At 69.5% G+C, this 26,651-nt stretch carries 22 protein-coding genes, 1 tRNA gene and 1 pseudogene; 16 read left to right on the plus strand and 8 right to left on the minus strand.

Going from position 1 to position 26,651, the window contains the following annotated elements:
• The first annotated feature begins 2 nt into the window (after positions 1-2).
• Positions 3-1,205, plus strand: a complete 1,203-nt coding sequence (locus ACZ4RZ_RS17215; protein ID WP_467745786.1) for an MFS transporter — start codon at positions 3-5, stop codon at positions 1,203-1,205.
• 12 nt (positions 1,206-1,217) lie between these two features.
• Positions 1,218-3,125 (plus strand): methylaspartate mutase subunit E, encoded by a 1,908-nt coding sequence (locus ACZ4RZ_RS17220; protein WP_467745388.1) that lies wholly within the window; start codon positions 1,218-1,220, stop codon positions 3,123-3,125.
• Between the two features lie 315 nt (positions 3,126-3,440).
• Here the strand turns inward: ACZ4RZ_RS17220 and ACZ4RZ_RS17225 are convergent.
• A pseudogene (locus ACZ4RZ_RS17225) lies at positions 3,441-4,382 on the minus strand (helix-turn-helix transcriptional regulator).
• Positions 4,383-4,555: 173 nt separating this feature from the next.
• Here ACZ4RZ_RS17225 and ACZ4RZ_RS17230 point away from each other — a divergent pair.
• On the plus strand, positions 4,556-5,476 hold the full coding sequence (locus tag ACZ4RZ_RS17230) for an alpha/beta hydrolase (protein ID WP_467745390.1): 921 nt from the start codon (positions 4,556-4,558) through the stop codon (positions 5,474-5,476).
• Positions 5,477-5,566: 90 nt separating this feature from the next.
• Here the strand turns inward: ACZ4RZ_RS17230 and ACZ4RZ_RS17235 are convergent, their stop codons facing one another.
• Together ACZ4RZ_RS17235 and ACZ4RZ_RS17240 are read right to left on the minus strand one after the other, a co-directional pair.
• Positions 5,567-5,764 carry a hypothetical protein gene (locus ACZ4RZ_RS17235; RefSeq protein ID WP_467745392.1) on the minus strand — a complete coding sequence of 66 codons (198 nt, stop codon included), beginning with the start codon at positions 5,762-5,764 and terminating at the stop codon, positions 5,567-5,569.
• A gap of 138 nt (positions 5,765-5,902) precedes the next feature.
• Complete coding sequence (locus tag ACZ4RZ_RS17240; protein ID WP_467745394.1) at positions 5,903-6,820, minus strand: SDR family NAD(P)-dependent oxidoreductase; 918 nt, start codon at positions 6,818-6,820, stop codon at positions 5,903-5,905.
• 136 nt (positions 6,821-6,956) lie between these two features.
• Here ACZ4RZ_RS17240 and ACZ4RZ_RS17245 point away from each other — a divergent pair, with 136 nt between their 5' ends.
• From ACZ4RZ_RS17245 to ACZ4RZ_RS17265, 5 genes are all read left to right on the plus strand, one after another.
• Positions 6,957-7,643, plus strand: a complete 687-nt coding sequence (locus tag ACZ4RZ_RS17245) for a TetR/AcrR family transcriptional regulator (RefSeq protein WP_467745396.1) — start codon at positions 6,957-6,959, stop codon at positions 7,641-7,643.
• A 371-nt stretch (positions 7,644-8,014) separates the two neighbouring features.
• Complete coding sequence (locus tag ACZ4RZ_RS17250; RefSeq protein ID WP_467745398.1) at positions 8,015-8,590, plus strand: IS607 family transposase; 576 nt, start codon at positions 8,015-8,017, stop codon at positions 8,588-8,590.
• Complete coding sequence (gene tnpB, locus ACZ4RZ_RS17255) at positions 8,587-10,038, plus strand: IS607 family element RNA-guided endonuclease TnpB (RefSeq protein ID WP_467745400.1); 1,452 nt, start codon at positions 8,587-8,589, stop codon at positions 10,036-10,038. The genes ACZ4RZ_RS17250 and tnpB overlap by 4 nt, the downstream gene beginning before the upstream one ends.
• A gap of 212 nt (positions 10,039-10,250) precedes the next feature.
• A complete protein-coding gene (locus ACZ4RZ_RS17260; RefSeq protein ID WP_467745401.1) occupies positions 10,251-10,688 on the plus strand; it encodes a DUF6325 family protein in 438 nt (145 codons plus the stop codon).
• 83 nt (positions 10,689-10,771) lie between these two features.
• Positions 10,772-11,059, plus strand: coding sequence for an SHOCT domain-containing protein (locus tag ACZ4RZ_RS17265; RefSeq protein WP_467745787.1), 288 nt, complete (start codon positions 10,772-10,774; stop codon positions 11,057-11,059).
• Positions 11,060-11,148: 89 nt separating this feature from the next.
• Here ACZ4RZ_RS17265 and ACZ4RZ_RS17270 read toward each other — a convergent pair whose 3' ends face one another.
• Both ACZ4RZ_RS17270 and ACZ4RZ_RS17275 read right to left on the minus strand, forming a co-directional pair.
• Positions 11,149-11,676 (minus strand): NUDIX hydrolase family protein, encoded by a 528-nt coding sequence (locus ACZ4RZ_RS17270; protein ID WP_467745789.1) that lies wholly within the window; start codon positions 11,674-11,676, stop codon positions 11,149-11,151.
• Positions 11,677-11,700: 24 nt separating this feature from the next.
• On the minus strand, positions 11,701-12,825 hold the full coding sequence (locus tag ACZ4RZ_RS17275; protein WP_467745403.1) for a DUF2235 domain-containing protein: 1,125 nt from the start codon (positions 12,823-12,825) through the stop codon (positions 11,701-11,703).
• 127 nt (positions 12,826-12,952) lie between these two features.
• Between ACZ4RZ_RS17275 and ACZ4RZ_RS17280 the strand changes: the two genes are divergently transcribed.
• The 5 genes from ACZ4RZ_RS17280 to ACZ4RZ_RS17300 all read left to right on the plus strand — a co-directional run bounded on the left by ACZ4RZ_RS17280 (position 12,953) and on the right by ACZ4RZ_RS17300 (position 18,582).
• The gene (locus ACZ4RZ_RS17280; RefSeq protein ID WP_467745405.1) at positions 12,953-14,125 is read left to right on the plus strand and encodes a caspase family protein; all 1,173 of its coding nucleotides are present in this window, start codon (positions 12,953-12,955) and stop codon (positions 14,123-14,125) included.
• Positions 14,122-15,423: a hypothetical protein gene (locus tag ACZ4RZ_RS17285; protein ID WP_467745407.1), complete on the plus strand. Its 1,302-nt coding sequence runs from the start codon at positions 14,122-14,124 to the stop codon at positions 15,421-15,423. The genes ACZ4RZ_RS17280 and ACZ4RZ_RS17285 overlap by 4 nt, the downstream gene beginning before the upstream one ends.
• 109 nt (positions 15,424-15,532) lie before the next feature.
• Positions 15,533-16,573: a ComEC/Rec2 family competence protein gene (locus tag ACZ4RZ_RS17290; RefSeq protein ID WP_467745408.1), complete on the plus strand. Its 1,041-nt coding sequence runs from the start codon at positions 15,533-15,535 to the stop codon at positions 16,571-16,573.
• Between the two features lie 66 nt (positions 16,574-16,639).
• On the plus strand, positions 16,640-17,503 hold the full coding sequence (locus ACZ4RZ_RS17295) for a dioxygenase family protein (protein WP_467745410.1): 864 nt from the start codon (positions 16,640-16,642) through the stop codon (positions 17,501-17,503).
• Complete coding sequence (locus ACZ4RZ_RS17300; protein ID WP_467745412.1) at positions 17,500-18,582, plus strand: maleylacetate reductase; 1,083 nt, start codon at positions 17,500-17,502, stop codon at positions 18,580-18,582. Before ACZ4RZ_RS17295 ends, ACZ4RZ_RS17300 begins: the two co-directional genes overlap by 4 nt.
• A 178-nt stretch (positions 18,583-18,760) precedes the next feature.
• On the opposite strand, the gene ACZ4RZ_RS17305 is transcribed toward ACZ4RZ_RS17300, so the two are convergent.
• A complete protein-coding gene (locus tag ACZ4RZ_RS17305; RefSeq protein WP_467745414.1) occupies positions 18,761-19,510 on the minus strand; it encodes a hypothetical protein in 750 nt (249 codons plus the stop codon).
• A gap of 264 nt (positions 19,511-19,774) precedes the next feature.
• Here ACZ4RZ_RS17305 and ACZ4RZ_RS17310 point away from each other — a divergent pair, with 264 nt between their 5' ends.
• From ACZ4RZ_RS17310 to ACZ4RZ_RS17320, 3 genes are all read left to right on the plus strand, one after another.
• On the plus strand, positions 19,775-21,217 hold the full coding sequence (locus ACZ4RZ_RS17310) for a hypothetical protein (protein ID WP_467745791.1): 1,443 nt from the start codon (positions 19,775-19,777) through the stop codon (positions 21,215-21,217).
• Positions 21,218-21,476: 259 nt separating this feature from the next.
• Positions 21,477-22,244 (plus strand): NPP1 family protein, encoded by a 768-nt coding sequence (locus ACZ4RZ_RS17315; RefSeq protein WP_467745415.1) that lies wholly within the window; start codon positions 21,477-21,479, stop codon positions 22,242-22,244.
• Between the two features lie 216 nt (positions 22,245-22,460).
• Positions 22,461-22,534: transfer RNA gene (locus ACZ4RZ_RS17320), tRNA-Pro, on the plus strand.
• Positions 22,535-22,964: 430 nt separating this feature from the next.
• Here the strand turns inward: ACZ4RZ_RS17320 and ACZ4RZ_RS17325 are convergent.
• Both ACZ4RZ_RS17325 and ACZ4RZ_RS17330 read right to left on the minus strand, forming a co-directional pair.
• A complete protein-coding gene (locus ACZ4RZ_RS17325; protein ID WP_467745417.1) occupies positions 22,965-24,812 on the minus strand; it encodes an RICIN domain-containing protein in 1,848 nt (615 codons plus the stop codon).
• 70 nt (positions 24,813-24,882) lie between these two features.
• The gene (locus ACZ4RZ_RS17330) at positions 24,883-26,622 is read right to left on the minus strand and encodes an amylo-alpha-1,6-glucosidase (RefSeq protein ID WP_467745419.1); all 1,740 of its coding nucleotides are present in this window, start codon (positions 26,620-26,622) and stop codon (positions 24,883-24,885) included.
• Positions 26,623-26,651: the final 29 nt, after the last annotated feature.

The following is a 26,651-nucleotide window of genomic DNA, read 5'->3' on the forward strand; positions in this document are numbered from 1 at the left end:
GGATGTTCTCGGCCTATCAACGCCTGTTCACGCTGCCCGGCTTCGGCGGCTCACTGATCGCCGCGATCTCGGGGAAGCTTCAGCCCGGGATCTTCTCCCTCGCTCTCCTGCTGGCAGTCACGCACTACCGTTCCCTGCACGCCGCGGCCATCGTCGTCGCGCTCTCCTCCCTCGGCGGGATCACGACGCCGCTGCGTGGGCGGCTGCTGGACCGGTACGGCTACGCACGGGTGATGTGGCCGACCCTGGTCCTTCATCTCGCCATGCTGGGCACCCTGGTGGCGAACGAGCTTGCGGGGGGTACGTTGGCCGTGACGGGGGCATGCGCGCTGGGCGCTACCGTCACGGCCCCTCCCGTGGGCATCGTGACCCGGCTGATGTGGCGTTCCCTGGCGGGCGGGGATCTGCGCACCACCGTCCTGTCGCTGGACGCGGTCCTGACCGATGTCGGCTTCATCGCCGGACCTTCCCTGGCCGTCTTCCTGGTCCAGTGGGTGGCGCCGTGGGCCGGCCTGGCCGCCTCCGCGACGCTGACGACGAGCGCGACAGTACTGCTGCTGCTCTCCGGCCGACTGCCGGAACAGCAGCCTGCGCCCGCCGTACGTGACTGGCTGGGGCCGCTGAGGATCGGACAGCTGCGGAAGGTGCTGGCATCGGCCCTGCTGTTCTTCCTCGCCCTGCAGACGATCGAACTTGCCTTCCCTGCCTGGGCCGAGGAACGCCAGGTGCCCCTGATGAGCGGGATCCTGCTGAGCGCCATGGCGATAGGCAGCGTCACCGGCGGCCTGATCCTGGGCGCGTTGCCGCCCAAGTGGTCGAAGAGGACCGGGCTTCCGGTGACGCTGACTGCCCTGGCGGTGGGAACAGGCATCGTGGCCGCTGCCAGTGAGACGTACTTGGCGGCCCTTGTCGCGGCGGCGGCCCTGCTCGGACTGGCCATCGGCCCGACCTTTGTCGCCCTGTACGGCACCGTCGGCGACCTGGCCCCTGCCGACAGGGCAGCCGAAACCCAGTCATGGATCAGCTCCTTCATGTACGTGGGAGGGGCCGCCGGCTCCGCGCTGGGCGGCGTGGTGTCCCAGAGATTCGGCGCGGGGGCGGCGCTGGTCGCTGCCGCGATCTGCTTCGCCGCCGCCGCGGCCTTGGCACGTACCCCGAACACTCGACGATGTGCGTCCCACCTCAATCGCACAGCAATCGAATAGGTATTTCACGTGATGGACAGAAGTAAGAAACGCATTGCTTTGGGCGGTGTAGGCGGGGACTCTCATTCGGTCGGTCTCATTGTGCTGCGCAGAGCGCTGGAACGCGCGGGATTCACCGTTGTGTTCCTGTCCACGCAGAACTCCCCGGCCGAACTCTGCGAGCGGGTCCGCGGCGCCGACGCGGTTCTCGTCTCCAACATGGATGGCCACGCGGCGTACTACCTGCGCGATCTCCTCGCTCTCCGGGAGCTGCACGGCGTCGATGGCGGAGTGTGGTACATCGGCGGGAATCCCTCCCTCACCGGCGATGAACAGGCCGTCTCCGAGCTCCGCGGACTCGGGTTCGACCGCGTATTCCTTGGTTACATCGAACCCGGCCAGGTCATCTCCTGCCTGGATGAGGACCTGGGCGCGTCACAACAGGCCGATCGCCCCGCCGTTGTGGACACGGCCACCGAGAGCCGGCACCGCCCCGCCGTTCCACCGTCGGTGGTGCCGGAACGGTTCGAGGTCCAGCGTCAGCAGGTGCTCGCTCAGTGGTCGACGGGCCATCAGGCCCACCGGCTGGAGGAGAACGCCGAGGCCTGCGCGGCTCGTGCCTCGCTCTCCGCCGCGCAGGCACGAGCCGAGAGCGAGGGACGGATTCTCATCCACCCCCGCACCGGGGTCGCCGGAGTCGAGGACCAGGTGGCGCTGTTCAGCGCCCTGAGCGGGGCGGGCGCGGATGTGCTGTCGTTCCAGATCGACTCGCTCACCCGCAACAACTCCCACGAACAGGTGGAACTCCTGCTCAAGGAGTCGACAGCGCGACTGGACAGTTTTCACGGGCTCAACGGCTTCCCCTTGGTGAACCACGGCGTAGGTACGGGTCGGGCCATCACCGCCAATTTCGCAGAGACGCCTTTTCAGGTACGCCACTCGACGCGAGACCCCCGACTGCTGGCCGAAATTACCTACGCCGCCGGGATCACCGCCTTCGAAGGAGGTGCGCTCACCTACAACCTTCCCTATTACCGGGACTATTCACCGCGCGACTCGGTTCCCCGGTGGCAGTACGTCGACCGTCTCACAGGTATGTATCACGAGCGATTCGGTATCACGATCGACCGTGAGTTCTTCGGTGTCCTGACCGCGGCGATGGTGCCTGCTTGCATAGCGGTCACCGCCTGTGTACTCGAAGCGCTTCTGGCGGCCGAGTCCGGGGTGAGGTCAGTGTCCCTCGGCTATGCCGAGCAGGGAAACCGTGCCCAGGACATCGGCGCGATCCATGCGCTGCGCCGTGTGGGGCGCCGGTACCTGGACATGTTCGGCCACGATGACGTAGCTGTCTTCACCGTCTTCCATCAGTACATGGCGGCCTTTCCGAACGACACCGCCAAGGCGGAGTCGCTGTTGCGCGGTTCAGCCGTCACGGCACGCCTGAGCGGTGCCACGAGGCTGATGCTCAAGACCATGGTCGAGTCCGCACAGATCCCATCGGCGGTGAACAACGCGGACAGCCTCAGGCTCGTCCGGTCCGCGCTGGAGGAGACCGGCCTCCCGGCCGCCCCGGAACAGACGGAGGTGGAAGAGGAACTGATCGTCCGCGAGGCGACGGCGATTCTCGACGCCGTGCTCGCACTGGACGCGGGGAGCCTGGGCGAGCAGGTGGCGCTGGCCGTGGAACGCGGACTTTTCGACGTTCCCTTCTCGCCGAACCTGTGGAATGCGGGCAAGGCCATGTCCGTCCGTGACTCGTCGGGCGCCGTCCGCTTCGCCGAAGTCGGTGATATCCCTCTGCCCACGGATCTGCGCCGGTTCCACGATGGCGCTGTACAGAACCGTCTGCGGCGAGAGGGCGTCAGCCTGGACACCCTCATCGAGAGCGATGTCCTACGCATCGCACGCGGCGACTTCGATGAGTGGCCGCTGAACACGTGAGGCAGGCTCCCTGCCGCTGCCTTCTCGCTGTCAACGCCCTGGTGCCCGGGTTCACCGCGGTTGTCGTCGAGGCGCGATCCGTCGTCAACGGACCGAGTGACGAGGCCAGTTCCGCGTTGCTGGACGACGCGACCCGTCGGCCGGGAACCGTCGGCGGCGACGACCGCTCGTGCGGTGGCTGCGGCGTTGTTCGATGCGGCAGTGAGGGATGAGGAGCCGGTCGGCGCCGAGTAGGAAGCCCGGGGCGCACATCCGCTGCGGATCGTCCGCCACGCCACCACAGTCCACGCCGACGGGAGGCCGACGGGGCGTCGTCTAGGACAGGCTGTCGGGGTCTGCGACGCGGTCGTCCTCGTGGCCGGCGCCGGTCGCGGACCACTGCAGGAGGAAGCGCAACGCCTCCTCGGACGGCGAGCCGGATTCCGCGGTGTAGGCGACCAGATGCTGGTCCGGGTGGGTGTCGACGGAGAACTGCTGGACATCGAGGGTGAGGTCGCCGGCGACGGGGTGGTGGTAGGTCTTGGTGAGCTGCCTGGGCCCGCGTACCTGGTGGCTGGCCCACCAGATGCGGAAGTCCGGGTCGCGGACGCTGAGTTCGCCGACCAGCGCGCCCAGGACGGGGTCGTGGGGGGTGCGGCCCGCCTCCATGCGCAGGACGGCAACGCATTCGCGGGCGGCACGTGGCCAGTCCGCGTACAGGGCCCGGAAGGGCTCGTCGAGGAAGGTCAGCCGGATCAGGTTGCGCTCGGCCGGGGACAGGGCGCCGAAGTCGGTCAGCAGGGCGGCAGCCCCTCGGTTTCAGGCCAGCACGTCCATACGGCGGTTCAGGACCATCGCGGGGATGTCGGGCATCGTGTCCAGCAGCTGCCGCAGCCGCGGGGCCACCTCGGGCCGACCGGGCGGCCGCGCGGGAGCGGCGGGCGTGACGTCGGCCACGGTGAAGAGGTACTCCCGTTCGTCCGGGGCGAGTTGGAGCGCATCGGCGAGTGCGTCGAGGACCGGGCGCGAGACCCGACGCGTGCGCCCCTGCTCCAGGCGTACGACGTAGTCGACGCTGACGTGCGCGAGCTGGGCCAGCTCCTCCCGGCGCAGGCCCGGCACCCGGCGCAGCCGGCTGTCGTCGGGGAACCCGGCCTGGTGCGGGTCGATGGCGGCGCGGCGGGAGCGCAGGAACGCGCCCAGCTCGTTGCCGCCGGAGGCCGTTTTTCTGCCGCCGGTCTCGTTGCCGCCGGAGTCCGGGGCGCCACGGTGTTCCATGACTCCAGTGTCCGCGCGGTCGCGTTCGTGTGCCTGGTACTGGTCTGCATAGGCAGGGCCCTCCCTGGCAGCGGGTGTCGAGCGGCGCGACGGTGGGGACGTGGCCGGCGGACCCCGGCGGCCACCGGGCTCGCCCCGAGCCCGCCCCTCCGCGCAGTTGGAGTGCATTACCCATGAGGACGGACGTCACCTTTCTCAGCGCCGGCCTGAAGCTCGCCGGCCACCTCTACACCCCCGACGGCGAAGCGGCCGGTCCGCGCCCGGCGGTCGTCGTCGGACACCCCGGCAGCGGCGTGAAGGAGCAGGCTTCGGGCCTGTATGCGCGGCGCCTGGCCGAGCAGGGATTCATCACGCTGGCGTTCGACGCCGCTTACCAGGGGGAGAGCGAGGGTGAGCCGCGCGGCCTGGAGGATCCGGCACACCGGGTCGAGGATCTCAAGGCCGCGGTCTCCTTCCTCACCACGCACCCCGACGTCGACCCCGACCGCATCGGGACCCTGGGGATCTGCGCCTCCGGCGGGTACGCCCTGACCGCCGCCGGGACCGACCACCGCATCAAGGCCGTGGGCACCGTCAGCGCCGTCGACATCGCCCGCCAGTTCCGCCAGGGCGCCGACGGCACCCAGGACCCCTCCGTCATCCAGGGCATGCTGGCCGCGGCCGCGGCGGCGCGTACCGCCGAGGCCCGCGGTGAGGGCGTCCAGAGCTTCAAACTCTTCCCCGACACCGAGGAGGAGGCGCGCCGAGGCGGCCCGCACGTCTTCGAAGGCTGGGAGTACTACTGCACCCCTCGCGCCCGGCATCCACGGTCGGCCAAGTCGCTGACCTGGACCAGCGTCGACCACATCGTCACCTTCGACGCCTTCCGCTCCCTCGGCCTGCTCACCTCGCGCCCGCTGCTCCTGATCGTCGGACGCGAAGCGGTCACCTCGTGGATGAGCGTGGAGGCGTTCCAGAAGGCACCCGGCCCGAAGGAACTGCACTGGATCGACGGCGCGGTGCACAACGACCTGTATGACAAGGACGAGTACGTCACGCCCGCGGTCGCGAGGCTGACGGACTTCTTCGGCACCCACCTGGCCCCGACCAGGTAGCTGCCGATCGGGCAGGCTCGGCCCGCGAGCCACGAAGCCCCCGCCGAGGACGATCTCAGCCGGGGCGAAGCCCGGTGACCCGAGGCGAGGTCATCGGGCTGTTCCACGGTCCACGCCCGCGTGGGTGATGGTGGGGCCGAACTGGCGCACCTGGGGAATGGTCGTCACCATGTGTGCCGTCACCCGGTCGCTGAGGCAGATGTGGCTGTGGGGGACGTCGCCCGGGAAGCGCACACTGCTGCTGCCGGAGGCGGACAGCACGCTGCGGGCGCCGGCACCGCCGAGCACGGCGATCAGTACCAGCAGCCCCAGGTCCGCGGCGACGATGTTTCCCCGCCTGCCGGCGGTGCCGCCGTTGCCGTGCCCTGTCAGGCCAGGTGTCGGGGCACTCCGGGTTCTCTCGCCCGTCCGGGCGGCGTCAGGCGGTCAGACCGAGAACGACACTCCGGTCAGCTCCTCCGACACCGCCCACAGGCGGCGCTGGACGGCCGCGTCGTGGGACTGCTCGCTGGACGCCACCCGTACCGGGTGGCCCTTGGCCTCGCGGAACCCGTCCGGGCCGTAGTACTCGCCGCCCCGCACGCCCGGGTCGGTCGCCGCGCGCAGCGTGGGCAGCGCGCCGCGGTCCGCGCTCTGCGAGATCAGCGGATTGATCGCCGCGACGACGGTGCGCGCGACCACGGTTGAGTTGCGCATCAGATCGGTGGTCGCGATGCCCGGGTGGGCCGCGACGGCGACGGTCGAGCCCTGGTCGATCAGCCGTCGCTGGAGTTCGTAGGTGAACAGCAGGTTCGCCAGCTTCGACTGGCCGTAGGCGCCCACCCGGCTGTAGGTCCGCCGTTCCCACCGCAGGTCGTCCAGGTCGATCGTGGCCCGGATACGGTGGGCGATGCTGCTGACCGTCACCACCCGGGAGCCCGCGACCGGCAGCATCCGCTCCAGCAGCAGCCCGGTGAGCGCGAAGTGGCCGAGGTGGTTGGTGCCCAGTTGCAGCTCGAACCCGTCGCGGGTGGTGCTCTCGGGCGTGTACATCACCCCGGCGTTGTTGATCAGCAGGTCGATCCTGGGGTGCTTTGCCCGCAGCTCGTCCGCCGCGGCGCGGACGGAGTCGAGCGACGTCAGGTCGAGGTGCTGCACCGTGACATCCACGCCGGGCTCGGCGGCGGCGATCCGGGCGGCGGCCTGCTTGCCCTTGTCCGTGTCCCGTACCGCCAGCACCACCGTCGCACCGCGCTCGGCAAGGATCTTGGCGGTCTCGAATCCGATTCCGGTGTTGGCGCCGGTGACCACGGCGACGCGGCCGTGCTGGCGGGGCACGTCGGCGGCGGTCCACTTGTCGTTCACGATTCCTCCAGGGTGCGGGCCGGGCTGTGGCCGCGGGCGCCCGCCAAGGTGATTAAAGACCTGCGGTCTCTTGCCTCAGAACGTAAGGGACCGCTGGTCTGATGTCAAGAGACTGCCAGTCTGTAACATGTCGGACATGACGTTCCAGCGCGCGCGCAGTGCAGAGCAGCGGGAGATCCGGCGGCAGGCGATTCTCGACACCGCGGCCGCGATGCTCGTCGAGATGTCGGTCGCCGAGGTCAGCCTCAACGAGCTGAGCCGTCGCGTGGGGCTGGCCAAGTCCAACGTGTTGCGCTACTTCGAGTCCCGCGAGGCGATCCTGCTGGAGCTGCTGGACCGGGCCTTGAAGCAGTGGCTGGACGAACTGCCCGGCGAGCTGGACGCCGCCGTCCGGCCCGGCGCGTCCGCCCGGGAGCGCGGCGACCGGCTCGCCGCCGTCGTCGCCGGCTCCCTGGCACGGAACCACGTCCTGTGCGACCTGCTCAGCGCCCAGGTCAGCGTCCTGGAACACAACATCTCCGTGGCGGTCGCCGCCCGCTACAAGCGCGCGACGCTCGACAACATCACCGCCATGGCAGAACTGGTCCGCCGTCATCTGCCGGAAGTGGGCGACGAGGCGTTCATGTTGTGCGGCGGGATTTTCGTGCTGACCGGCGCGGTGTGGCCGCACAGCCGGCCGTCGCCCAGCATGCTCGCAGCCTTCGAGGCCGACCCCGCCCTGACCGTGCTCCGCATGGACTTCACCACGTCCCTGGAATACGCGCTGGCCACCTTCGTCACCGGAACCGTTGCCCGCGCGGCCTCCGGCGAGGAGGCCGGCTGAGCCGGGCCCGGCCCGGGGAGCGCCTTGGGGATGCGCTGGTAGTCCACCGACAGCGCAGACCAGGCCGGCCCGTCAGCCCACAGCGGCACCTGCGACGCCGGTTTCGCCGCATCCCGGGGCCCTGACTGCGCCTTTGCAACGCGGATCCGCGGCGACCTCCGGGTCGGCGGTGCCGCCGTTGTCCGGAGCGGGCACCGTGTCCACCCGCCTGCGGGCGATCGCCCACTCCTGCCATTCCAGCTCGGCCACGGCCAACTCGGCCGGGGATCATGCGCTCACGTTCGCGCCGACCCCCTCGGCCGGAGGGGGCTAATAGCTGCTGCGGGATTCATCAGTGAATCTCAGTCTTTCTCATCTGTTATCTTGATCGCGTGAAGCTTTCCGAGTGGGCTGCGCGCAATGGCGTGCACTACCAGACCGCGTGGGTGTGGGCGAAGGAGGGCCGTATGCCGGTCCCCGTGAGGCAGACCCCGTCCGGCACGTGGCTGGTTGAGGAGCCCACTGCGGAGACGTCCGGGCGGGTGGTGGCGTACTGCCGTGTCTCGTCGGCCGAACAGAAGCCGGATCTTGACCGGCAGGTCGCTCGTGTCGTGCAGGGCGCCAATGCGTTGGGCCTCGCGGTTGCCGAAGTCGTGACGGAAGTCGGTTCGGGGCTGAACGGGCGGCGCCGCAAGCTGCACCGGGTCCTGTCCGACTCCGGCGCGGGTGTGATCGTGGTCGAGCACCGCGACCGGCTGGCCCGCTTCGGCGTCGAACACCTCGAAGCCGCTCTCTCAGCGTCCGGGCGCCGCCTGGTCGTCCTCGATCCGCAGGAGAGCCCCGACGACCTGGTGCGGGACATCACCGAGGTACTGACCTCGATGTGCGCCCGCCTGTATGGGCGCCGGGGGGCGAAGATGCGCGCTGCCCGTGCCGTGGCAGTGGTGACCGGTGAGGGTGGCGAGTGAAGAAGTTCAAGCCGCAGGCTGGTTTCGTGGTGCAGGCGTACCGGTTCGCGCTGGACCCGAACGCCGCCCAGGAGCAGGCCTTGCGATCGCACTGCGGTGCGGCGCGGGCGGCGTACAACTGGGCGGTGGGCTGGGTGACCGCGTCCTGGTGGCAGCGGAAGGCTGAGGAGTCCTACGGGATTGACGAGCCGGAACTGACGCAGTGGCGGCCGTGGTCGCTGCCCGCGCTGCGTAAAGAGTTCAACCGGGCCAAGGTCACCGACCCCCGGTTTGCAGGTTGGTGGGAGGAGAACTCCAAGGAGGCGTACTCCACCGGCCTGGCGAACGCGGCGGCGGCGTTCGACAACTACAGCAAGTCGAAGCAGGGGCGCCGCAAGGGCAAGCGGGCCCAGATGCCCCGTTTCCAGTCGAAGCGCAAGGCGCGTTGGTCGTGCCGATTCACCACCGGGACGATCCGCCTCGAGCCGGATGCCCGTCATGTGGCGCTGCCCCGGCTGGGCACGATCCGGCTGCACGAGCGGGCCGAGGGCCTGCGCGACCGCTGTGAGGCCGGGAGGGCGCGGATCCTCTCGGCGACCGTCCGGTACGAGCGGGGACGCTGGTTCGTCTCCTTCCAGACCGAGGTCAAACGGGACCTGGTCCGTGTGGCCCGGCCCGGTGTGGCGGTCGGGATCGACCTTGGGGTCAAGCATCTGGCGGTCATGGCCGACAGCCACGGCGAAATCCGCTACGAGCGCAACCCCGCCCGCTACGACCAGGCGCTGAAGCTGCTGCGTCTGCTCTCCCGCCGCGTCTCGCGCCGCCGGGGCCCCGACCGCCGCACCGGACAGACATCATCGAGGCGGTGGGAGAAGGCCAACGCCGAACGCAACCGCGTGCACCACCGCGTCGCGAACCTCCGTACCGAGGCCCTGCACAAGCTCACCACCCGCGTGCGCACCGAGTACGGCACCGTGGTGATCGAGGACCTCAACGTCGCCGGGATGCTCCGCAACCGGCGCCTCGCCCGCAAGATCGCCGACGCCGGGTTCGGCGAAATCCGCCGCCAGCTAACCTATAAAGGCCAGCGCAACGCCTGCCCCACCCTCGTCGCGAACCGCTGGTACCCCTCTTCTAAGACCTGCTCGGACTGCGGCGCGGTGAAAGCCAAACTGCCGCTGCACGTCCGCGTCTTCGACTGCGACGAATGCCCGCTCGTCATCGACCGGGACGAGAACGCAGCACGCAATCTCGCCGCCCTCGCGGCAGCCGTGACAACTGGTACCGGAGTGGCCGGAGACCAGGACACCGTCAAGGTGTCGAAGCCTCGTGGAGCCGACCAGAAGACCCGCACCACCCGGCCCAGCCGCAAGGCCGGGCCGGGGCGGGCAGGTGGCGCAACCCTGCCGCAACCACGGCAGAAGGAAACGAGAGACCGTACTCAAGCCGAAGCCCTCACGCTTTGGTGATGTGGCGGACCATCCGGGCCGAAATGCCCGGATTGCTGAAAGCCGCTGAGGCTTTCGGTAACGGCCTGTCCGGACATGCGAAGCCTTCCGCAGGATGCTGCAATGGTGACAAGGACCGTTTCGTCGCCGTCTCTCGCGGCGAGCGCCGCCGAAGCATGGGCGGTGGGCGAGGCCCCGACTCCCCGAACCCGAGCCCCTCGTGAGGAGTGGCCATGAGCGACGACGTGGAACAGATGGGCCCCGTCGACTACTTGGTCGTCGAATTTCCCGGCAACCGCATGACGGGCGAGGCCTTCCCGCTGCTCGTCGATCTGGTCGACCGCGGCATCATCCGCATCCTCGACCTGGTCTTCATCCGGAAGGACAGCGACGGCTCGGTTGCCGCACTGGAGCTGACGGATCTCGGTGACGAGGTGGACTTGACCGTCTTCGAGGGCGCCTCGTCCGGGCTGCTGGACCAGGACGACATCGACGAGGCCGGGAACGCGCTGGAGCCGAACAGCTCCGCCGGAATCCTGGTGTACGAGAACGTGTGGGCGGCACCCTTCGCCCGGGCCATGCGGCGCAGCGGTGGGCAGTTGGTGGCGAGCGGGCGTATTCCTGTCCAGGCCCTGCTGGCCTCGTTGGACGCGGCCGAAGCGACCGCGTGACGGACCGGTCGCCGACTGAAGCGGCGGCTTCCGGACCCTGTCCGCGACGGTCCGCCCGCACGCATCGTGGGAGATGAGTGAACATGCCAGGACTTCTTCGTGGTGTTGCCCGAACTGCGGTCGTTGCCGGAACCGCCACTGCGGTATCCAACCGTGTGTCGCGTCGACAGGCAGGCCGATGGGCGGAGCAGGAGGCTCAGCAGGCCCCGCCCCCCGCACAGCAGGCCCCGCCCCCCGCACCGCCGCCGGTTCCCGGCGACGACATGACCGTCAAGATGGATCAGCTCAAGCAACTGGGCGATCTGAAGGCCCAAGGAGTACTGACCGAAGAGGAATTCGCGGCGCAGAAGCGCAAGATCCTCGCGGGTTGAACAGCTTTTGGGCAGGTCGGAGGCCGTTTTCTCGGCGATGGGAAGACGGCCTTCTTCGTGCCTCAGTTCAGGATTCTTCGTGCCTCAGTTCAGGACAGGCAGCCGACATGCGCCAGGGCCTGCTTGAGCAGAACCCCGTGTCCGCCCGGCATCTCGTCGAGGACCAGCGGTGACGAGGCCTCCTCCGGGCTGACCCACACTAGATCGAGCGCGTTCTGCTGCGGGCGGCAGTCGCCGGTCACCGGGACGATGTAGGCGAGGGACACGGCGTGCTGGCGGGGGTCGTGGAAGGGCGTGACCCCCAGCGTCGGGAAGTACTCGGCGACGGTGAAGGGCTGCAGGGACGCCGGGACCCGGGGGAGTGCCACCGGGCCGAGGTCCTTCTCCAGGTGGCGCAGGAGCGCGTCCCGGACCCGTTCGTGATGCAGCACCCGGCCGGAGACGAGAGTACGGTTGACCGTCCCGTCCGGACCGATGCGCAGCAGGAGTCCGATGTGGGTGACTTCGCCGTTGTCGTCGACGCGCACCGGTACGGCCTCGACGTACAGGATCGGCATCCGTGCGCGGGCCAGTTCCAACTCGTCGGGAGTCAGCCAGCCAGGCGTGGTTTCGGTCATGTCAGACATTGGTTGATCATACTTTCAGTGTCGGCTGTCGCGCGCGTGTCGCATCGGGTCGACCATGGTCGCCTGGTCCGTCGATGGCGGTACCTGCGGCCGTCGAGGGGTGAGCCATTCGGTGTCGGACCAGGCCACCTCGGGTGGGATCCGGTCCGCGTACTCCGGATCCTTCTCCAGCCGCGCCCGAACACTCGCGTGCACCTGCGCGCCCCGCGGAAGTCTCCGGCGCCGGTAGGTGAGCAGGGCCCATATCCAGCCCATCCGGTGCACCTTCCCCAAGGCGTCCTCGGGCACGAGGCTCACCTCGCGCGGGTACGCCCGGGGCTTCAGCAGGAGGCCTTCGTCGAGGGCGCCGTCCACGATCCACTTGAGGGCGATGGTGGGGAGCCGGGGATCGTCGTCGAAGGTCCCGCCGACGTCGGAGTGCACCCCGGCGAACCACACCTGCTCGACCGAGCCGGGGGCGGCATGCTGCTTGTCGGGCGTGACCAGGTACTCGCGATAGGGCCTGCGCTTCTCGTCGATGGACACGGCGTGGCGGACACGGCGGACGTTCGGGAGCTGCCGGGTGTACGGCCATCGCAGGTTCCAGCGCAGCACACCGGACGCCTTCACGGAGTCCCAGATGCCCAGGTAGGCGACGGAGATGCCGACGCGCCCCTCGACCGCGTTGCTGAAGGCGCCCGCGAAGTGGTGGAGTTGGTCCCAGTCCTGCCGGGTCCAGTCCTTGTTCTTGGCGTACACGGACACGGCGTACGGAACGAGGTTCTCCGTGCCGGGCCGCATCAGGCCGACCGCCTTCAGCATGCCCACGAGCGCGCGTGCCGTGTACGCGCCGCGGCTGAAGCCGAACAGGTAGATCCGGTCGCCCGGTTGGTAATGCTCCATCAGATACGTATACGCCTCGGCGAGGTTGGTCTTCATTCCGGAGCCGAAGGCGAGACCGAGGAGTTTCGACAGGCGCCGGGCGACGGGTGTCCAGGCGCCCGCGGCGGAGAAGGTACCGACGCCGGGGTCGTAGTAGGCGATCTGCCGGGCAGGATCGGAGAGGTCCAGCGTTTCGTAGAGCCGGACGACGTTGGTGTTCCCTTTCGCCTTCAACTGATTGCCCGTGCCATCCAGGCAGATAACCAGGTTCTTGGGCATGCCGGGCCTCGCGTTCGCTGACACACCATGACATATCGGGCTGGCAGAAATATAATAAAGGAAATGCTGCTCGCGGGTGGTCTCCGTTCGTGGGCAGTCTCCGGCGCAGTCGGGTTCCGGAGGATCCATGGCCGGTTCCGTCATTCACCGCGAAGAGGACACCGGCCTCCCGCGCACCCACGCGCTGGTCATCGGCGTCGGAAAGTACCCGCATCTCGCGGGCGGCGAGGCACCGGTGGCCGATTCCGACGGAATGCGGCAGCTCAGCTCACCCCCCGTCTCGGCCCGCGCCCTCGCGACCTGGCTCCTGTCCGAGTACAACGATCCGCAGCGACCACTCGGCAGTCTGGCCCTGCTGCTGAGCCAGGAGCAGCCGGCCCCGTTCGTGAACCCCCGCACCGGGACGGCCCACGACGTCGACGTCGCCACCATCGACAACATCCTCATCGCGATCACGCAGTGGTACGACCGCGGTGACAGCCACGTCGACAACCGGCTCGTGTTCTACTTCTGCGGACACGGCGTCTCGCAAGGTGACGACATGGCGCTCCTCGCCGCCGACATCTTCGCCGACGAGCACAACCCCCTCAACGGCGCGCTGGACTTCGCGGGGCTGATGAACGGGCTCAAGCGGTGCAAGGCCTCCCAGCAGGTGTTCTTCGTCGACGCCTGCCGGTCCAACTCCGATGTGCTGATCGAGAGTTCGGGTACCAGGTTCGCCGGGCGGACGCCGCTCGGGGCCGGGACGCGTCCGCTCGATCTGCCCCGACGCTTCCACATTCCGTACTACGCCACGCTGGCCGGGGACCGCTCGCACGCCCGGCCAGGGCAGGTGAGCCTGTTCACCGAGGCGCTGCTCAAGAGCCTCGCCGGTGCGGCGAGCGACGATCCCGAGGGCGACTGGCGGGTCAACACCTCCCATCTCCTCGAAGCGATCGACCACTTCATGCACCAGCGGCAGTTCGCCGGTGCGGTCGCGGGCGTCCAGGTCCCCTCGGTCGGTGAACTGCCCGTGTTCGTGCTGCACGAACTGGCCGATCCGCCCGTCGTCCCGGTCTACGTGGGCTGTGAGCACGCGGAGGACAACGCCGAAGCGGTATTCGTCTGCCGCGAGGACGGCCAGGAGCGGCTGCGGCGGGCGCCCGGCGACGTCGACGAGGAGGATCCGCAGAGTGAGTGGGCCATCGAACTCAGCTTCGGCAACTACGACTTCGAAGCGAGACTCGGGGACCACGACGTGCTGACCAAGTCCGTCACCGTACGTCCGGTCTTCCGTCGCGTGCAGCTGGTGAAGCCATGAGCGCCGTCCTGAGCGTGCGGGTCGCGCTGAGTCTCAACGAGACCGACGTCGCCGCCGGGGCGAAGGTCGTCGGCAGCATCTACCCGGCCGACGGCGGCGGTGGCGAGTCGCTCCGCAACGTCCTCTTCCCCTGCGGGGCCTCGGCTCCGCCGGCGCGCTTCGAGGTCGAAGCCGGCCGCTACATCGTGTCCGCCACACTGCCCTCCGGTGTCCTGCTCTCCAAGGACGCCGAGGCGCGGGAAGCCACCGACACGCCCGTGACGCTGTGCACGGCACCGTCGCCGTACGAGTCGCACTCCTGGCAGTACCTGATGGGCAACATCGAGTCCTACGGGGCCTATCACGACGGCGAGGAGACGCCGGTGCCCCGCTCCCGGGGATCGAGCTCCGGGGTCCGGGAGTGGTCCTCGGTCGTCGAACCCGGCCACGCCGCCTGGGTCGGCGACCCCAAGGCGGCGAGTCGGCAGTTCGCGTCCCTGCTCAAGCTCGCCGAGGAGCCCCCGCAGGGACCGGTCGTGCTGGAGATCGCCCACTCGGTGCCCCGCTCCGTCCCCAGTCTCCGTCTGGGCGACGCGGCGGCGCGGCTCTACCGCTTCGGCCCGCACGGCCCGGTCGACGAGCACGGCGAGCCCAGGCTCCGTGGGCCCGCACGCGGCGGACCCATGGGCCCACGGCAGTTCCTGGTCGTCGCGCTGGCAGGCAGCGAATACGTCGTCACTCTCCCGGCGCCCTGGGGTTCCGCGCAGATCGAGGTTCTCGTCAACGAGCGCCAGAGCCCGACCGGCAGCGCCGTCTCGGTGACCGTGCGCGACAGCCGGGTGGGACCAGCGCTCGGCTACATGGTCCGGGGCGCCTTCGACTCGGCCGCGGCCCTCGTCAAGGACGCGGAGAGCATGCTCTACGGCGAGATGACGAACCCGCTCGCGGCGGTGGCCGGTGCGTACGTCCTGGTCGGCAGCGAACTGGCCGAGCGGCCGCGCCGCTGGGACCCGTGGCTCTCCCGGCTGCGGCACGAGTTCGACTGGATGAGCGACGGATCCGTGCTGTGGGCCATGCGCCATCTGCGCCGGGCACACACCGAAGAGGAGCGGCAGGCGGCGCGCGACGCGCTGGTCGAGGCCTTCGACCGCGGAGTGCCGGTCTTCACCCTGGGCCTGAGCCGCCTCATCCACGGGCTCTCCGAGTTCCCCGACGACCCGGAGTGCGTGTCCCGGCTCGATCAGGCCCGCCGCCTGTCCTGGCGCGTCGACACGCGCGAGCCGTTCGTGATCGTCGCGCTGTACAGAACGTCGCCATGACGCGCGGCACCGAAGACCACCATGACCGCTGCGGACCGAAGGTCGCACAGGGTCGCCATGACAGCTCGGCACCGGAGAACGCCATGACCAGTCAGCCTGGGAGGCCGCAATGATCAGGTTCACCATGATGCCCGGCGAGGACGGCGACTGCCTGCTCCTGGAGTACGGCGACGACAGCTTCGTACGCCGGATCCTCGTCGACGGCGGTCGCTCGGGCACGTATCCGCTCATCAAGCCGACGCTGGCCGGGCTCGACGGCCAGGTCGACCTCCTTGTCGTCACCCATGTCGACCAGGACCACATCCTCGGCGTACTCGCCCTGATGGACGACCCCGACCGGTCGGTGGAGTTCGGGGACGTCTGGTTCAACGGCTTCGACCAGCTCCTCGACGCCGAGGGGTTCGGCGCGGTGGACGGCGAGAAGCTCACCAGTGCGCTGCTGGCGCAGAAGGTGCCGTGGAACGACGCGTTCGGCGGGCGCAGCGTCGAAGTCGGGCGGGATCTCGCCTGGTTCGACGACGGCTCCACGATGGACGTACTCTCGCCCGACCGCGGGCAACTGGAGCGGCTGGCACCGGTCTGGAGCGCGGAGTGTGCCAAGAACGGCCTGATCCCGGGCCGGGACCCCGACGAACTCCCTCCGGTGGCGGGCTTCGAGCACTTCGGTGCCCCGAACGTGGAACAGCTCGCCGCGTCGCCCTTCAAGCCGGACACCTCGAAGACGAACCTCACCAGCATCGGGCTGCTCTTCGAGTTCGAGGACAAGCGCGTGGTCCTCACCGGTGATGCCGACGACCGCAGGCTCGTGGCGTCGATACGGCCCCGCGCCGAGGAGGAAGGCGGCCGCTTCCACGTCGACGTCCTCAAGGTCGCCCACCACGGCAGCGATCACAACCTCTCGAACGAGCTGCTCGACCTGATCGACTGCGACCGCTATCTGATATCCACCAGCGGTGCCCGGCACGACCATCCCAACGAGATCGCCGTCGCCCGCATCCTCGAGCACGGGGGCGACGAGAAGGAGATCGTCTTCAACTACCGTGACCGCGCGGCGATGTGGGACGTCGCCGCCCTCAGGAACCGCTTCGGCTACACCGTCACGGCGCCGGAGCGGGACGCCGAGGACGGGTTCGTCAGCTTCGAACTGTGAGTTCCGACGGCCTCGTGGCTCGAGGCGCATGCCTGGCAGGATGACCAGCGTGACCAGGGGAGCGGCATGACCACGGAATTCACGACGGACATCACCGGCGCAGTCGTCGACAGCCTCAAGGACACGGCCGATCCGCGGCTGCGCGAGCTGCTGAGCTCGCTCACCCGTCACCTCCACGACTTCGTACGCGAGACGGAGCCGACGATGCAGGAGTGGGAGCGCGCCATCGGCTTCCTCACGGCGACCGGGCGGACGTGCACCGACTCCCGCCAGGAGTTCATCCTGCTGTCGGACGTGCTGGGCGTCTCGATGCTCGTGGAGACCCTGGGCGGCCACCGCGCTCCCGGCGCCACCGAGTCGACCGTGCTCGGCCCCTTCCACCTGACCGAGTCTCCGGTACGCGAACTCGGTGCTGACATCAACCTGGCGGGCAGCGGCCAGCCGTGCGTGGTCAGCGGCCGGGTGCTGTCCCACGACGGCACCCCGCTGCCCGGCGCGGTCCTCGATGTGTGGCAGGCCGACGCCGAGGGCTACTACGACGTCCAGCGGCCGGACGCCCAGCCACCCGGCAACGGACGCGGGCTCTTCACGGCGGACGCCGAGGGCCGTTTCTGGTTCCGCACCTGCGTGCCGAGCCCGTACCCGATCCCCACGGACGGACCGGTCGGTGACCTCCTCCGGGCCACCGGTCGCCACCCCTTTCGCCCCGCCCACATCCACTTCATCGCCTCGGCGCAGGGCCACACCCCCGTCACCACCCACATCTTCGTGGCCGGCAGCCCCTACCTCGACTCCGACGCGGTGTTCGCCGTGAAGGCGAGCCTGGTGCACGACTTCGCCGAGACCGACGACCCGTCCCTGGCACGGGAGTTCGGCATCCCCAACCCGTTCCGGCACGCACGCTTCGACCTCGTACTGGAGCCCCGATGAGCACCCCGCTCGACTTCTCGTACGAGACCCGGCCCGCCCGAGTCGTCTTCCGCCCCGGCGCCTCGGTGTCCGCGACTCCGGGCGAGGCCGCGCGACTCGGTCTGCGCAGGGTCCTGGTGGTCTGCGGCAGCCGGGGCGAGGCCACCGCGCGGACGGTCGCGGACGCGCTCGGGGACGCGTGCGCGGGGCTGCACGCCGAGGCCCGTATGCATGTGCCCGTGGAGGTCGCCGACCGGGCCGTCGAAGTGGCGCGCGAGGTGGGCGCCGACGGATGCGTCGCGGTCGGCGGCGGCTCCGCGATCGGCCTCGGCAAGGCGATCGCGCTGCGCACCGGCCTGCCGCTGATCGCCGTACCGTCCACCTACTCCGGCTCCGAGATGACCTCCGTCTGGGGCCTCACCGAGCAGGGCGCCAAGCGCACCGGGCGCGACCCCGCCGCCCAGCCCCGCAGCGTCGTCTACGACCCCGGGCTCACCCTCGCGCTCCCCGTCCCCCTCTCCGTCACCAGCGGCATCAACGCCCTCGCGCACGCCGCCGAGGCTCTCTACGCGCCCGATGCCTCGCCCCTCGTCTCCCTCATGGCCGAGGAAGGCGTCCGGGCGATGAGCGGGGCCCTGCCCCGGGTGGCTGCCGCCCCCGGCGACCTCGACGCCCGCAGCCGCGCCCTGTACGGCGCCTGGCTGTGCGGTGCCTGCCTGGGCGCCACCACCATGGGCCTGCACCACAAGCTCTGCCATGTGCTCGGCGGCACCTTCGGCCTGCCGCACGCGGAGACCCACACGGTGGTCCTCCCGTACGTCCTCGCCTACAACGCGTCCGCCGCACCCCAGGCGATCACCGCCCTGTCCCGGGCCCTGAACACCGACGACGTCCCCCGCGCCCTCCGTGAGCTGGCGGGAAGCCTCGGCGCTCCCCGCACGCTCGCCGAACTCGGTCTGAAGGAACCCGACTTGCCGGTCGCAGCCGCGCGGACCGCCGAGGAGTCGTACCCCAACCCCCGCGAGATCACGGCGAATGGCGTACTGGGCCTGCTGACCGCCGCGTACGAGGGCTGGGAGCCCCGGAGGGACGCGGCCTAGATCTCGGGTTTCCCGGATGGCGGCGGCCACAACGGGCCTCGGATCGTCGAGCTCCGGAGGCAGCCTGGCCAGGAGCCGGCGTCCGACCGTGCGCTCCGGATCGGCCACGCGCACATCGCTCACGGTGACGCGGCCGTGAAAGGCGCGGCAGCCCCAGGAGGGCGCCGTGCAGCGTGGGTTACAGCTCGGCTTGGTCCGGGAGGTTCAGGAGCTCTTCGGAGCGTTCCTTGGTTCGCCTGAGGGCGCCCATTTCGAGGGCCGCGGTCAGCCAGGCGATACCGAACGCCCACACGGCCAGCGTTTCGCAGACGTATACGGACGTGAACGTCCAGTGGGTGCCCAACTTGGTCAATTCCGCGATTCCGGCGACGGCCGTGAAGATGATGATGGATGCACCCGCGATCAGATAGAGGCGATTCACGTAGCGCTTGTCCGTCGGTGCCGGGTCCCAGAAGGACAGGACGCAGAACGTCGCCAGCATGAGGAGCAGCAGCGCCGCGCATGCCAGATGAATGATGCCGATCGTCTCTTGGCGTGGGGTCGGATGGTCCGGTGACGTCGGCAGGAACGCGACGGCCAGGGCGAAAACGCCGGCCGCCGAACTGAACCAGTCCTCGCGCTTGTTGTAGCGATAGCAGATGAGGAAGACGCCCAGCGCGCAGAGGCTGCCGACGAAGACATTCCGTGTGCCCGTGTAGTACGAGCCGCTGATGGAACCGGGCATGATCAGGGTCTTGGACCCCCACGCACGGAGGATCTCGTTTCCCAGCGGCACTGCCGGCGGCAGCATGATGCCGATGACGCCGACGCCGAGGCGCAGGCGGCCAATGGTTCTGTCGTCCTGGGTGCGCTCGGGATCACGCTGTTGCCGTGAGGAGTTCTCCGCGATCCAGTCGAGGACTCCGGGGCCCTTCCGGTCTTCGCTCATGAGGCCGAACCTCCGCCTGTCGCAGCCCGGGAGCCCGGGCTCGTTCGGTCTCCCGTGGCACTCCGATAGTCCATCAGTTGTGTTGTTTCCCGGGGGAGTTGGGCGAGAACCTCGAATCGCTCGCTGCTCGAGCGCGTGGCGCACATCACGCCCGGCGTGTGCGAAATGTGGAGCGGGACTTCACAGGTTCATGACAGGCTCACCCCTGGTTACCCGCTGGTAATCCCTTGCCACCCCCCACCCCCCTCAGGACTGACCTTGCGTATCCGCAAGCGGCCCTTGCGTGCCGTCATGCCCGCGCTCGCCGCATCCGCCCTCTTCCTCGCCGCCGGTTGCTCCGCAGAGCCCGGGGCGCACTCTTCCTCCTCCGCCGCACGGGCTCAGGAAGCCGAGGCCTCCTCGGGCAGCACCGCCGACGCCGGCCAACCGCTCGCCGTCGCCGCCGCCCCCGAGGCGGCAGCCACCTCGACCGCCGTCGCACGGCCGGGCGCGGCGGGCGGCAAGGCCCGGAAGACCGCGCTGAAGGTGAAGTCGTACGACAGCCACACCCGACGTGCCGTCATATCCCCTGCTGGTAAAGCGGCGTCCGGAGATCAGGGGACTACGTCACCGTCCCCGACCGCCGGGAACGCCGCGAAGCCGCACGGCACCGCCGTGGGTGACGTCATCGCCAGCGCCCCCGCGCCCGGCGCCCCGGACGGACTTCTCGCCAGGGTCACCAAGGTGATCGGCCAGAGGGGAGACGGCACCGAGGTCCAGACGGCGCCGACGACCCTGGACACGCTGCTCGGCGACGACGACGCGAAGGGCTCCGTCCCCGTCGATCCCGCCTCCTTCGACGTCGAGCGGCTGTTGCCCGACGTGAAGATCTCCTGGGCGAAGACGGGAGACATCCACTCCGGACCCGAGGGCACGAAGGTCCCGCTCGGCAGCCTGCGGCTCGATGTCGGGGCGAAGGTCGGCACTGCGGCGGGAGCACCGGCCTCCGCGACGGCGTCCGTCTCCGGTTTCGTCCAGGTCGCGCCCGAAGTCGACTTCTCCTACGGCGGCGACTCGGCCGGCTCCGGACCGGGGGCCGCGTACCTCGGTGTCTCCGGCGACTGGACCTCGCGGTGGGCGGTCAAGGGCCGCGCCGCGGCCTCGGCCCAGCCCGTGCGGGTGCCGTTCGCGAAGCTGCACGCCGACCCCGTGCTTCAGGTCGGCCCGATTCCCGTCGTGGTGAACCTCGATCTGACCTGCTACTTCCAGATCGGCGCGGACGGAAGCGTCACCGTCGACATCGAGCAGGACCTCAAGGGTGACTTCAAGGCCGGTGGCACCTTCGGACCGGCCAAGGGCTGGACACCGGTCAACGAGTCGCACATGACGAGCTCCCCGGTGCGCACCGCCGTCACCGCGGCCGGAAGCGTGAAGGCGTCCCTCGGCGCGGAGGCCACCGTCGGGCTGTACGGCACCGTCGGCGTCACCGCGGACCTGGCCCCGTATCTCCGCGGTGAGGCGGCGGGCTCGCTCGACGCCACGTCTGCGACGGGTGCCACGGCGAAGACCGGTGTCGGCGCGTCAGGTGCCTGGGCCGTCTATGGCGGCGTCGACCTGACCGGCACCCTGCGCATCCAGTTGTCCATCTTCGGTACACCCGTTCTCCAACACAGCATCCCGCTGGGCACGTTGCACCGCGAGTGGAAGCTCGCCGACGGCAAGGTGTAGCCGCCCGAGCTGCGGGCCCCGCCGGCCCTCACCCTTCCGGGCTCGGTGGCAACCAGCCCACCGTGCCCGGGAGTCGGGCGGCGAGCGGGTCCTTGACGCCCAACGGGCAACCCCGCTCCGCCAATTGGTTGATCCTTCATCGCTCTGACACCTCCAGACGCTGGCGTTCTCCACGACGGCCCGGAAAGCTGAGCTGGGCATGCCAACGCGACCGCCTGGCCTGCCCCGCCCCCACGCCGCGGTCGATCAGGAGGACGCAGTGAAGAAAAGCTCGCGGATCCGCAGGGTCTCGCTCATCCTCGGCAGCGCCGTCGCGCTGGTCGTCGCCTTCCCCGGCAGCGCGCTCGCCGACCCGCCGAAGGCCCTGCCCGCGAACGCGGACGGACTGGAGCAGACGTTCCAGCCCGCCTACGACTACGACACGGACGGCTGCTACCCGACTCCCGCCATCGGCCCCGACGGCACCATCAACGGCGGCCTCAAGCCGTCCGGTGCTCTCAACGGCCAGTGCCACGACTCCTGGGACCTGGACAACACCAACGGCTACTCCCGCGAGAAGTGCAACAACGGCTGGTGCGCCATCATGTACGGCCTCTACTTCGAGAAGGACCAGGCCGTCGCCGGCAGCGGCCTGGGCGGACACCGCAACGACTGGGAACACGTCGTGGTGTGGGTGCAGGACAACCAGGCCAAGTACGTGTCCACTTCGGCCCACGGCAACTTCAACATCTACGGCCGTGACCAGATCCGCTGGGACGGCACGCACCCCAAGGTCGTCTACCACAAGGACGGCATCAGCACGCACTGCTTCCGCCCGGCCAACTCCAACGACGAACCGCCGGAGAACCACTACCACACGTGGCAGTTCCCCAGCCTGGTCGGCTGGAACGGCTACCCGGCGGGTCTGCGCGACAAGCTGAGCGCGTACGACTTCGGCAGTGCCGTCTTCGGTCTCAAGGACGGCAATTTCAACTACCACCTGGAGAAGGCCAAGCCGGCCGGTATCTCCTTCGACCCCAACGCCTGATCGGCGGGCCGGGGTGGGTGGCCCGTGGGTCTCCACCCACCCACGGTCGGCCGGTGAGCGGCTGTACCGGGCCAGGAGCCCTTCGTGGTCGCGTGACGTCCCCGAGGAACGGAGTCGCTCGTACGCCGGGACGATGACTGCCTGTGCACGGCCATCCGTCCGCGTGGGGTAGGGTTTACCTGCACGATCACGCGGGGCACCGCGGGTCGGACACATCGGGACGTGGCGCAGCTTGGTAGCGCACTTGACTGGGGGTCAAGGGGTCGCAGGTTCAAATCCTGTCGTCCCGACGGTGCGAAGGGTCTTCGCAGGCGAGAGCCTGTGGGGGCCCTTTTCGCGTAGATCGTTTCCAACTTCGAGGTTGAGCACGCCGCTCATCGGCGCGTTTACTCGGAGGTCGGCGACCATGCCGCTCTTGGACCTGGACGCTACGACTATCTGCTGGCGGCCGCCCCAGCCGGGGCGGTATTTGGGGGAGTAACCGCCGGATCCGGAGGCGGATGACACCGCTGAGGTTCCGACAGGCGTCAGCCGGGCGCACATCGAGGCGTTCCAGGAGTGGATGATCGAGACATGCTCGGCGTCCACCGCGCTGAACCGGCACAGGCGGGTGCAGGAGTTCCCCGTTTTGGTTGAGTCGCTGGGCAAGGAATTCTGCATGGCGCGGGGTGCGGGGGCTCCCCGGTCGTGTTCGGAAGACCCCACACCATGCGTTGCCTGTCAGGCCTTGCCGAGCAGGCGCCAGATCTGGTTCTTCTTGGTGCCGAGCACGCTCGCCGCATCGCAGGTCCACTGGTGGATCTGCGCGCCGGCCGTGGTCGAGACGTTGCTGACGTCGACACACTTGCCGCTGTGGACCGCGACCAGCTGGTAGTCCTGGCTGTTGCCGAGCGCGGCGACCGGGTTGAGGGTGAACTGCTGGTTGGCGGCGCCGCTGCAGGTGTACTGGATGACGGCGGCGCCGTCGGCGGCGGAGGCACCGGACACGTCCAGGCACTTTCCACTCAGCTCGTTGACCACCGTATACGTGTTGGTCTTGCCGCTCACCGGCTTGAAGTCGAGCATCTGCTGGTAGCCGCCCTCGCAGTAGTACTGCTGGTACTGCGTGCCGTTGGCCGTGCTGACGTTGGTGTCGTCCAGGCACTGGCCGCTGTTCTGGCTCACGGCCACCGTGGAGACCGTGGTGTTGGACGGCGGCAGCAGGGTGACGGTGTAGCCGTCCTTCGCGCTCGTCCACGGGATGCTCACCGAGGCGGCGTTGCCGCTCACCGTCAACGTGGTGTCGGAGACGGTCTCCGGGCCGGTGACAGCGCCTCCGCTGTTGTAGGGGATGCGCTGGACGACGGCCCGGACCTGGCTGCTCTCCACCACCGACGTGGTGTTCAGGCCGGTGAGGTTGACGGTGACGGTCCCGGTGTTGCCGCTGCTGCCGAGCAGCACCTTGGCGTTCCCCGCGGTGTTGTCCTTGGTGGCCAGGCCGTCGGTGCCGGTGCCCGGGGTGAGCTTGACGATGTTGCCGGTCTGCGAGCCGTAGAAGCGGTACATGAACCACTCGCCGAGCGGCAGATACTGGCCGGCGCTGTTCTTGGTGAGCAGGTTGGCCTCGTCGTCGTGCAGGGCGGTGCCGGAGGCCCAGTTGCCGCGCAGGCCGTCGGCGCCTGCCCGTTCCAGGCGGCCGATGAACCAGGCGCCGCCGCCCGGGGACTGCATGGACAGCGTGGCGTACTCGTTGATCTGGTATGGGCGGCTGTTGGTCAGACCGTGGGAGGAGAGCAGCGAGTTGGCCCGGCCGGCGTCGGTCACCGGGTCACCGGGCTCGTCGTGCCAGCTCCAGATGTCGGGGGCGACGTTGTTGGCCTTGACGTACGTCAGGTAGTTGGCCCACCAGGTGTTCGACGAGGAGGGCTGGCCTGCGGTGCTCGGCCCCACGATGAGCTGGTCGGGGAAGGCCGCCCGGACGCGGGCGTAGAAGCGCGACCACATCTGCAGGTACTGCGTCTGCGAGGCGCCCCAGAAGCCGCTGCCGTCGGGCTCGTTCCACAGGTCCCACTGGACGGTCATGTTGTTGGCCTTGACGTCGCTGATGAGCTGGGTGACGAAGGCGTCGAACTGCGTCCAGTCACCGTTGTCGCCGGGCCAGCCCTGGCTGGTGGTGCCGTCCGCGCCCCACAGGTCGTGCGGCAGGAGGACGAAGGTGCCGCCGAGGGCCGCGGTGCGCTTGTACTGGCCCAGCGTGGAGGCCCATCGGGTCTGATAGTCGGCCAGGCTGGTGGCGTAGCCGCCGCTGTTGAGCTGGGCGCCTCCCGCCCGCATGAAGTGCCACTTGATGTCTTTGAAGAAGTGGTCCTGGGGCAGCGAGCCGTCCGGGGTCATCCCGTAGATCATGCCCGAGGCGTGGTAGGTCGGGGCGCCTCCGGCGGTGGAGAAGTCGACGGTGACACTGGTGTCGGCGGCCTGCGACGGGGTGGCGGGTAGGAGGGTCCCGGCCAGTGCGGCCAGCAGGGCGGCGACGACCGAGGCCGCTCGCCGTCCTGCGCGGGATCTGCGCTGTGTGCGGGGCGAGTGCATGGCGGCTCCTGGTTGGGAACGGGGTCGGACCCGGGTTCCGACGACCCCGGGCTGGGGGACACGCGGTCGGTCAGTCGTCGTCACCGCCGCGTACGTGCGCTTCGGCCAGCAGCAGGTAGCTGCTGGCGGTCCAGGTGTAGGCGCGGTCGCGCAGGCCCCTGCCGGTCAGGGCGTCGAAGTTCTCGGCGAAGCCGTGGGTCTCGCACAGGGCACGGAAGCGGGCACCGATCTCGTCCGCCAGCCGGTGGTGCCCTGAGCGGCGCAGGCCGTCTTCGATGAGGACGGTGGCGGGGGCCCAGATCGGGCCGCGCCAGTAGCCGTCGGCGAGGTAGTGCGGCGAGGTGGGCAGCTCGGTGGCGAGGCCGTACGGGGTCAGGTGGGCCTCGATGCGGTCGGCCAGCACGCTGCTGACGTCCTCCGGCAGGTGCTCGCCCAGCGCGATGGGCATCAGATCGAGCAGGCTGGAGCTGCTCCAGGTGTCCGCGCCGACGGCTGAACGGGTGACGAACCGGTCGCCGGTCCAGAGCCGGTCGAGCAGGGTGGCCTGGGTTGCGTCGGCCGTGTGTGTCCATCGGAGGGCGTCGTCCGTACGTCCCAACTCGGCTGCCAGGTCGGCGAGTTCCCGTAGCTGGAGGATGAGGAAGGAAGCCAGGTCGGCGGTGACGACCACTCGCTCGGGGTCGAAGGTCGTGGCGTTGTCCCAGCCGCTGTCGTTGCCGTGCTGGTAGTGGGGCAGGGCGGCACCGGGCGCGCGTCGCGCGGTGAGCCAGAAGTCCGTCCAGCGCTCCAACCTGTCGTACGCCACAGCCAGTTCTGCCTGACTGAGAGGCTCGGGCAGGTGCTGGCGCAGGCGGCGCAGGGCCCAGCCGTGGATGGGTGGTTTGACGAAGTTGTGCAGGACCTCGGAGTGGGTGACCGAGTCGGGCAGCGCCCCGCTCCCGTCCTGGTGGTCGAAGGGCAGCGCGAACTGGTCCCAGGCCAGCTCGGGGCAACCGGCCGCGAGAGCAAGGGCGTTGAAGCAGTGGTCCCAGCTCCAGACCTTGTCCATCCAGTGCTTGGACATCAGCACCGCGGGCCGGGTCACCAGGCCGGCCGGGCGTACGGTCGCGGACCACACCACATACGCGGCGAGTTCGGCGGCCGGAGTGGCGGACGAGCGCCAGGGCGCGACCGCGTCGACGAAGTCCGCGAAGGAGTTCCGCGCGGCCTCCGCGATCTTGCCGAACGCCGTGGACGAGACGTAGGGGCGGCGTCCGGTCTCGTACTCCTCGACGGCGATCTCCCAGACTCCGCCGTCTTCGGCGGTGACCGTGACACCGCGATCCCCGCTGCCCAGCGCTTGGGCACCGGACACGTCGGACACGGTCCCGGACAGCACGGTGATCCCGTAACGGCGCCCGGTCTCGTACGAGGTGAACACGTACCTGCCACTTACGGGCTCGCGGAAGAAATAGGTGCCGCTGAACGGTGTCAGAGCCTGTGCCGCGGCGGCCACGCGCAGGCCGGTCCCGGTACCGCGCAGGCGTACGGTGTCCGGCGACTCGTAGGCGAGGTCAATGCGTCCGCCCGGGTGGATCCAGCTGAGCAGGCCGGGGGTGGCCTCCACGCGGGCGGCGGCCCGGTCGCCCGTCGCGGCGTCCAGCGGGACCAGACGCAGCACGGCGTGCATGCCGTTCTGGTGGGAGACCAGATGGAGATCCTCCGCGTACGTCTGCTCCGCCACCACGGGGGAGATGCAGAACCAGGATCCGTGCGTGCTGAACGGGATGTCGTGGACGGAGAAGGCCGGGCCGGGTGAGGCGGCGGTCATGAAGTGTGACTCGTTTCTTCAACGGGGGG

It is taken from the genome of Streptomyces sp. NPDC027189, assembly GCF_055566975.1.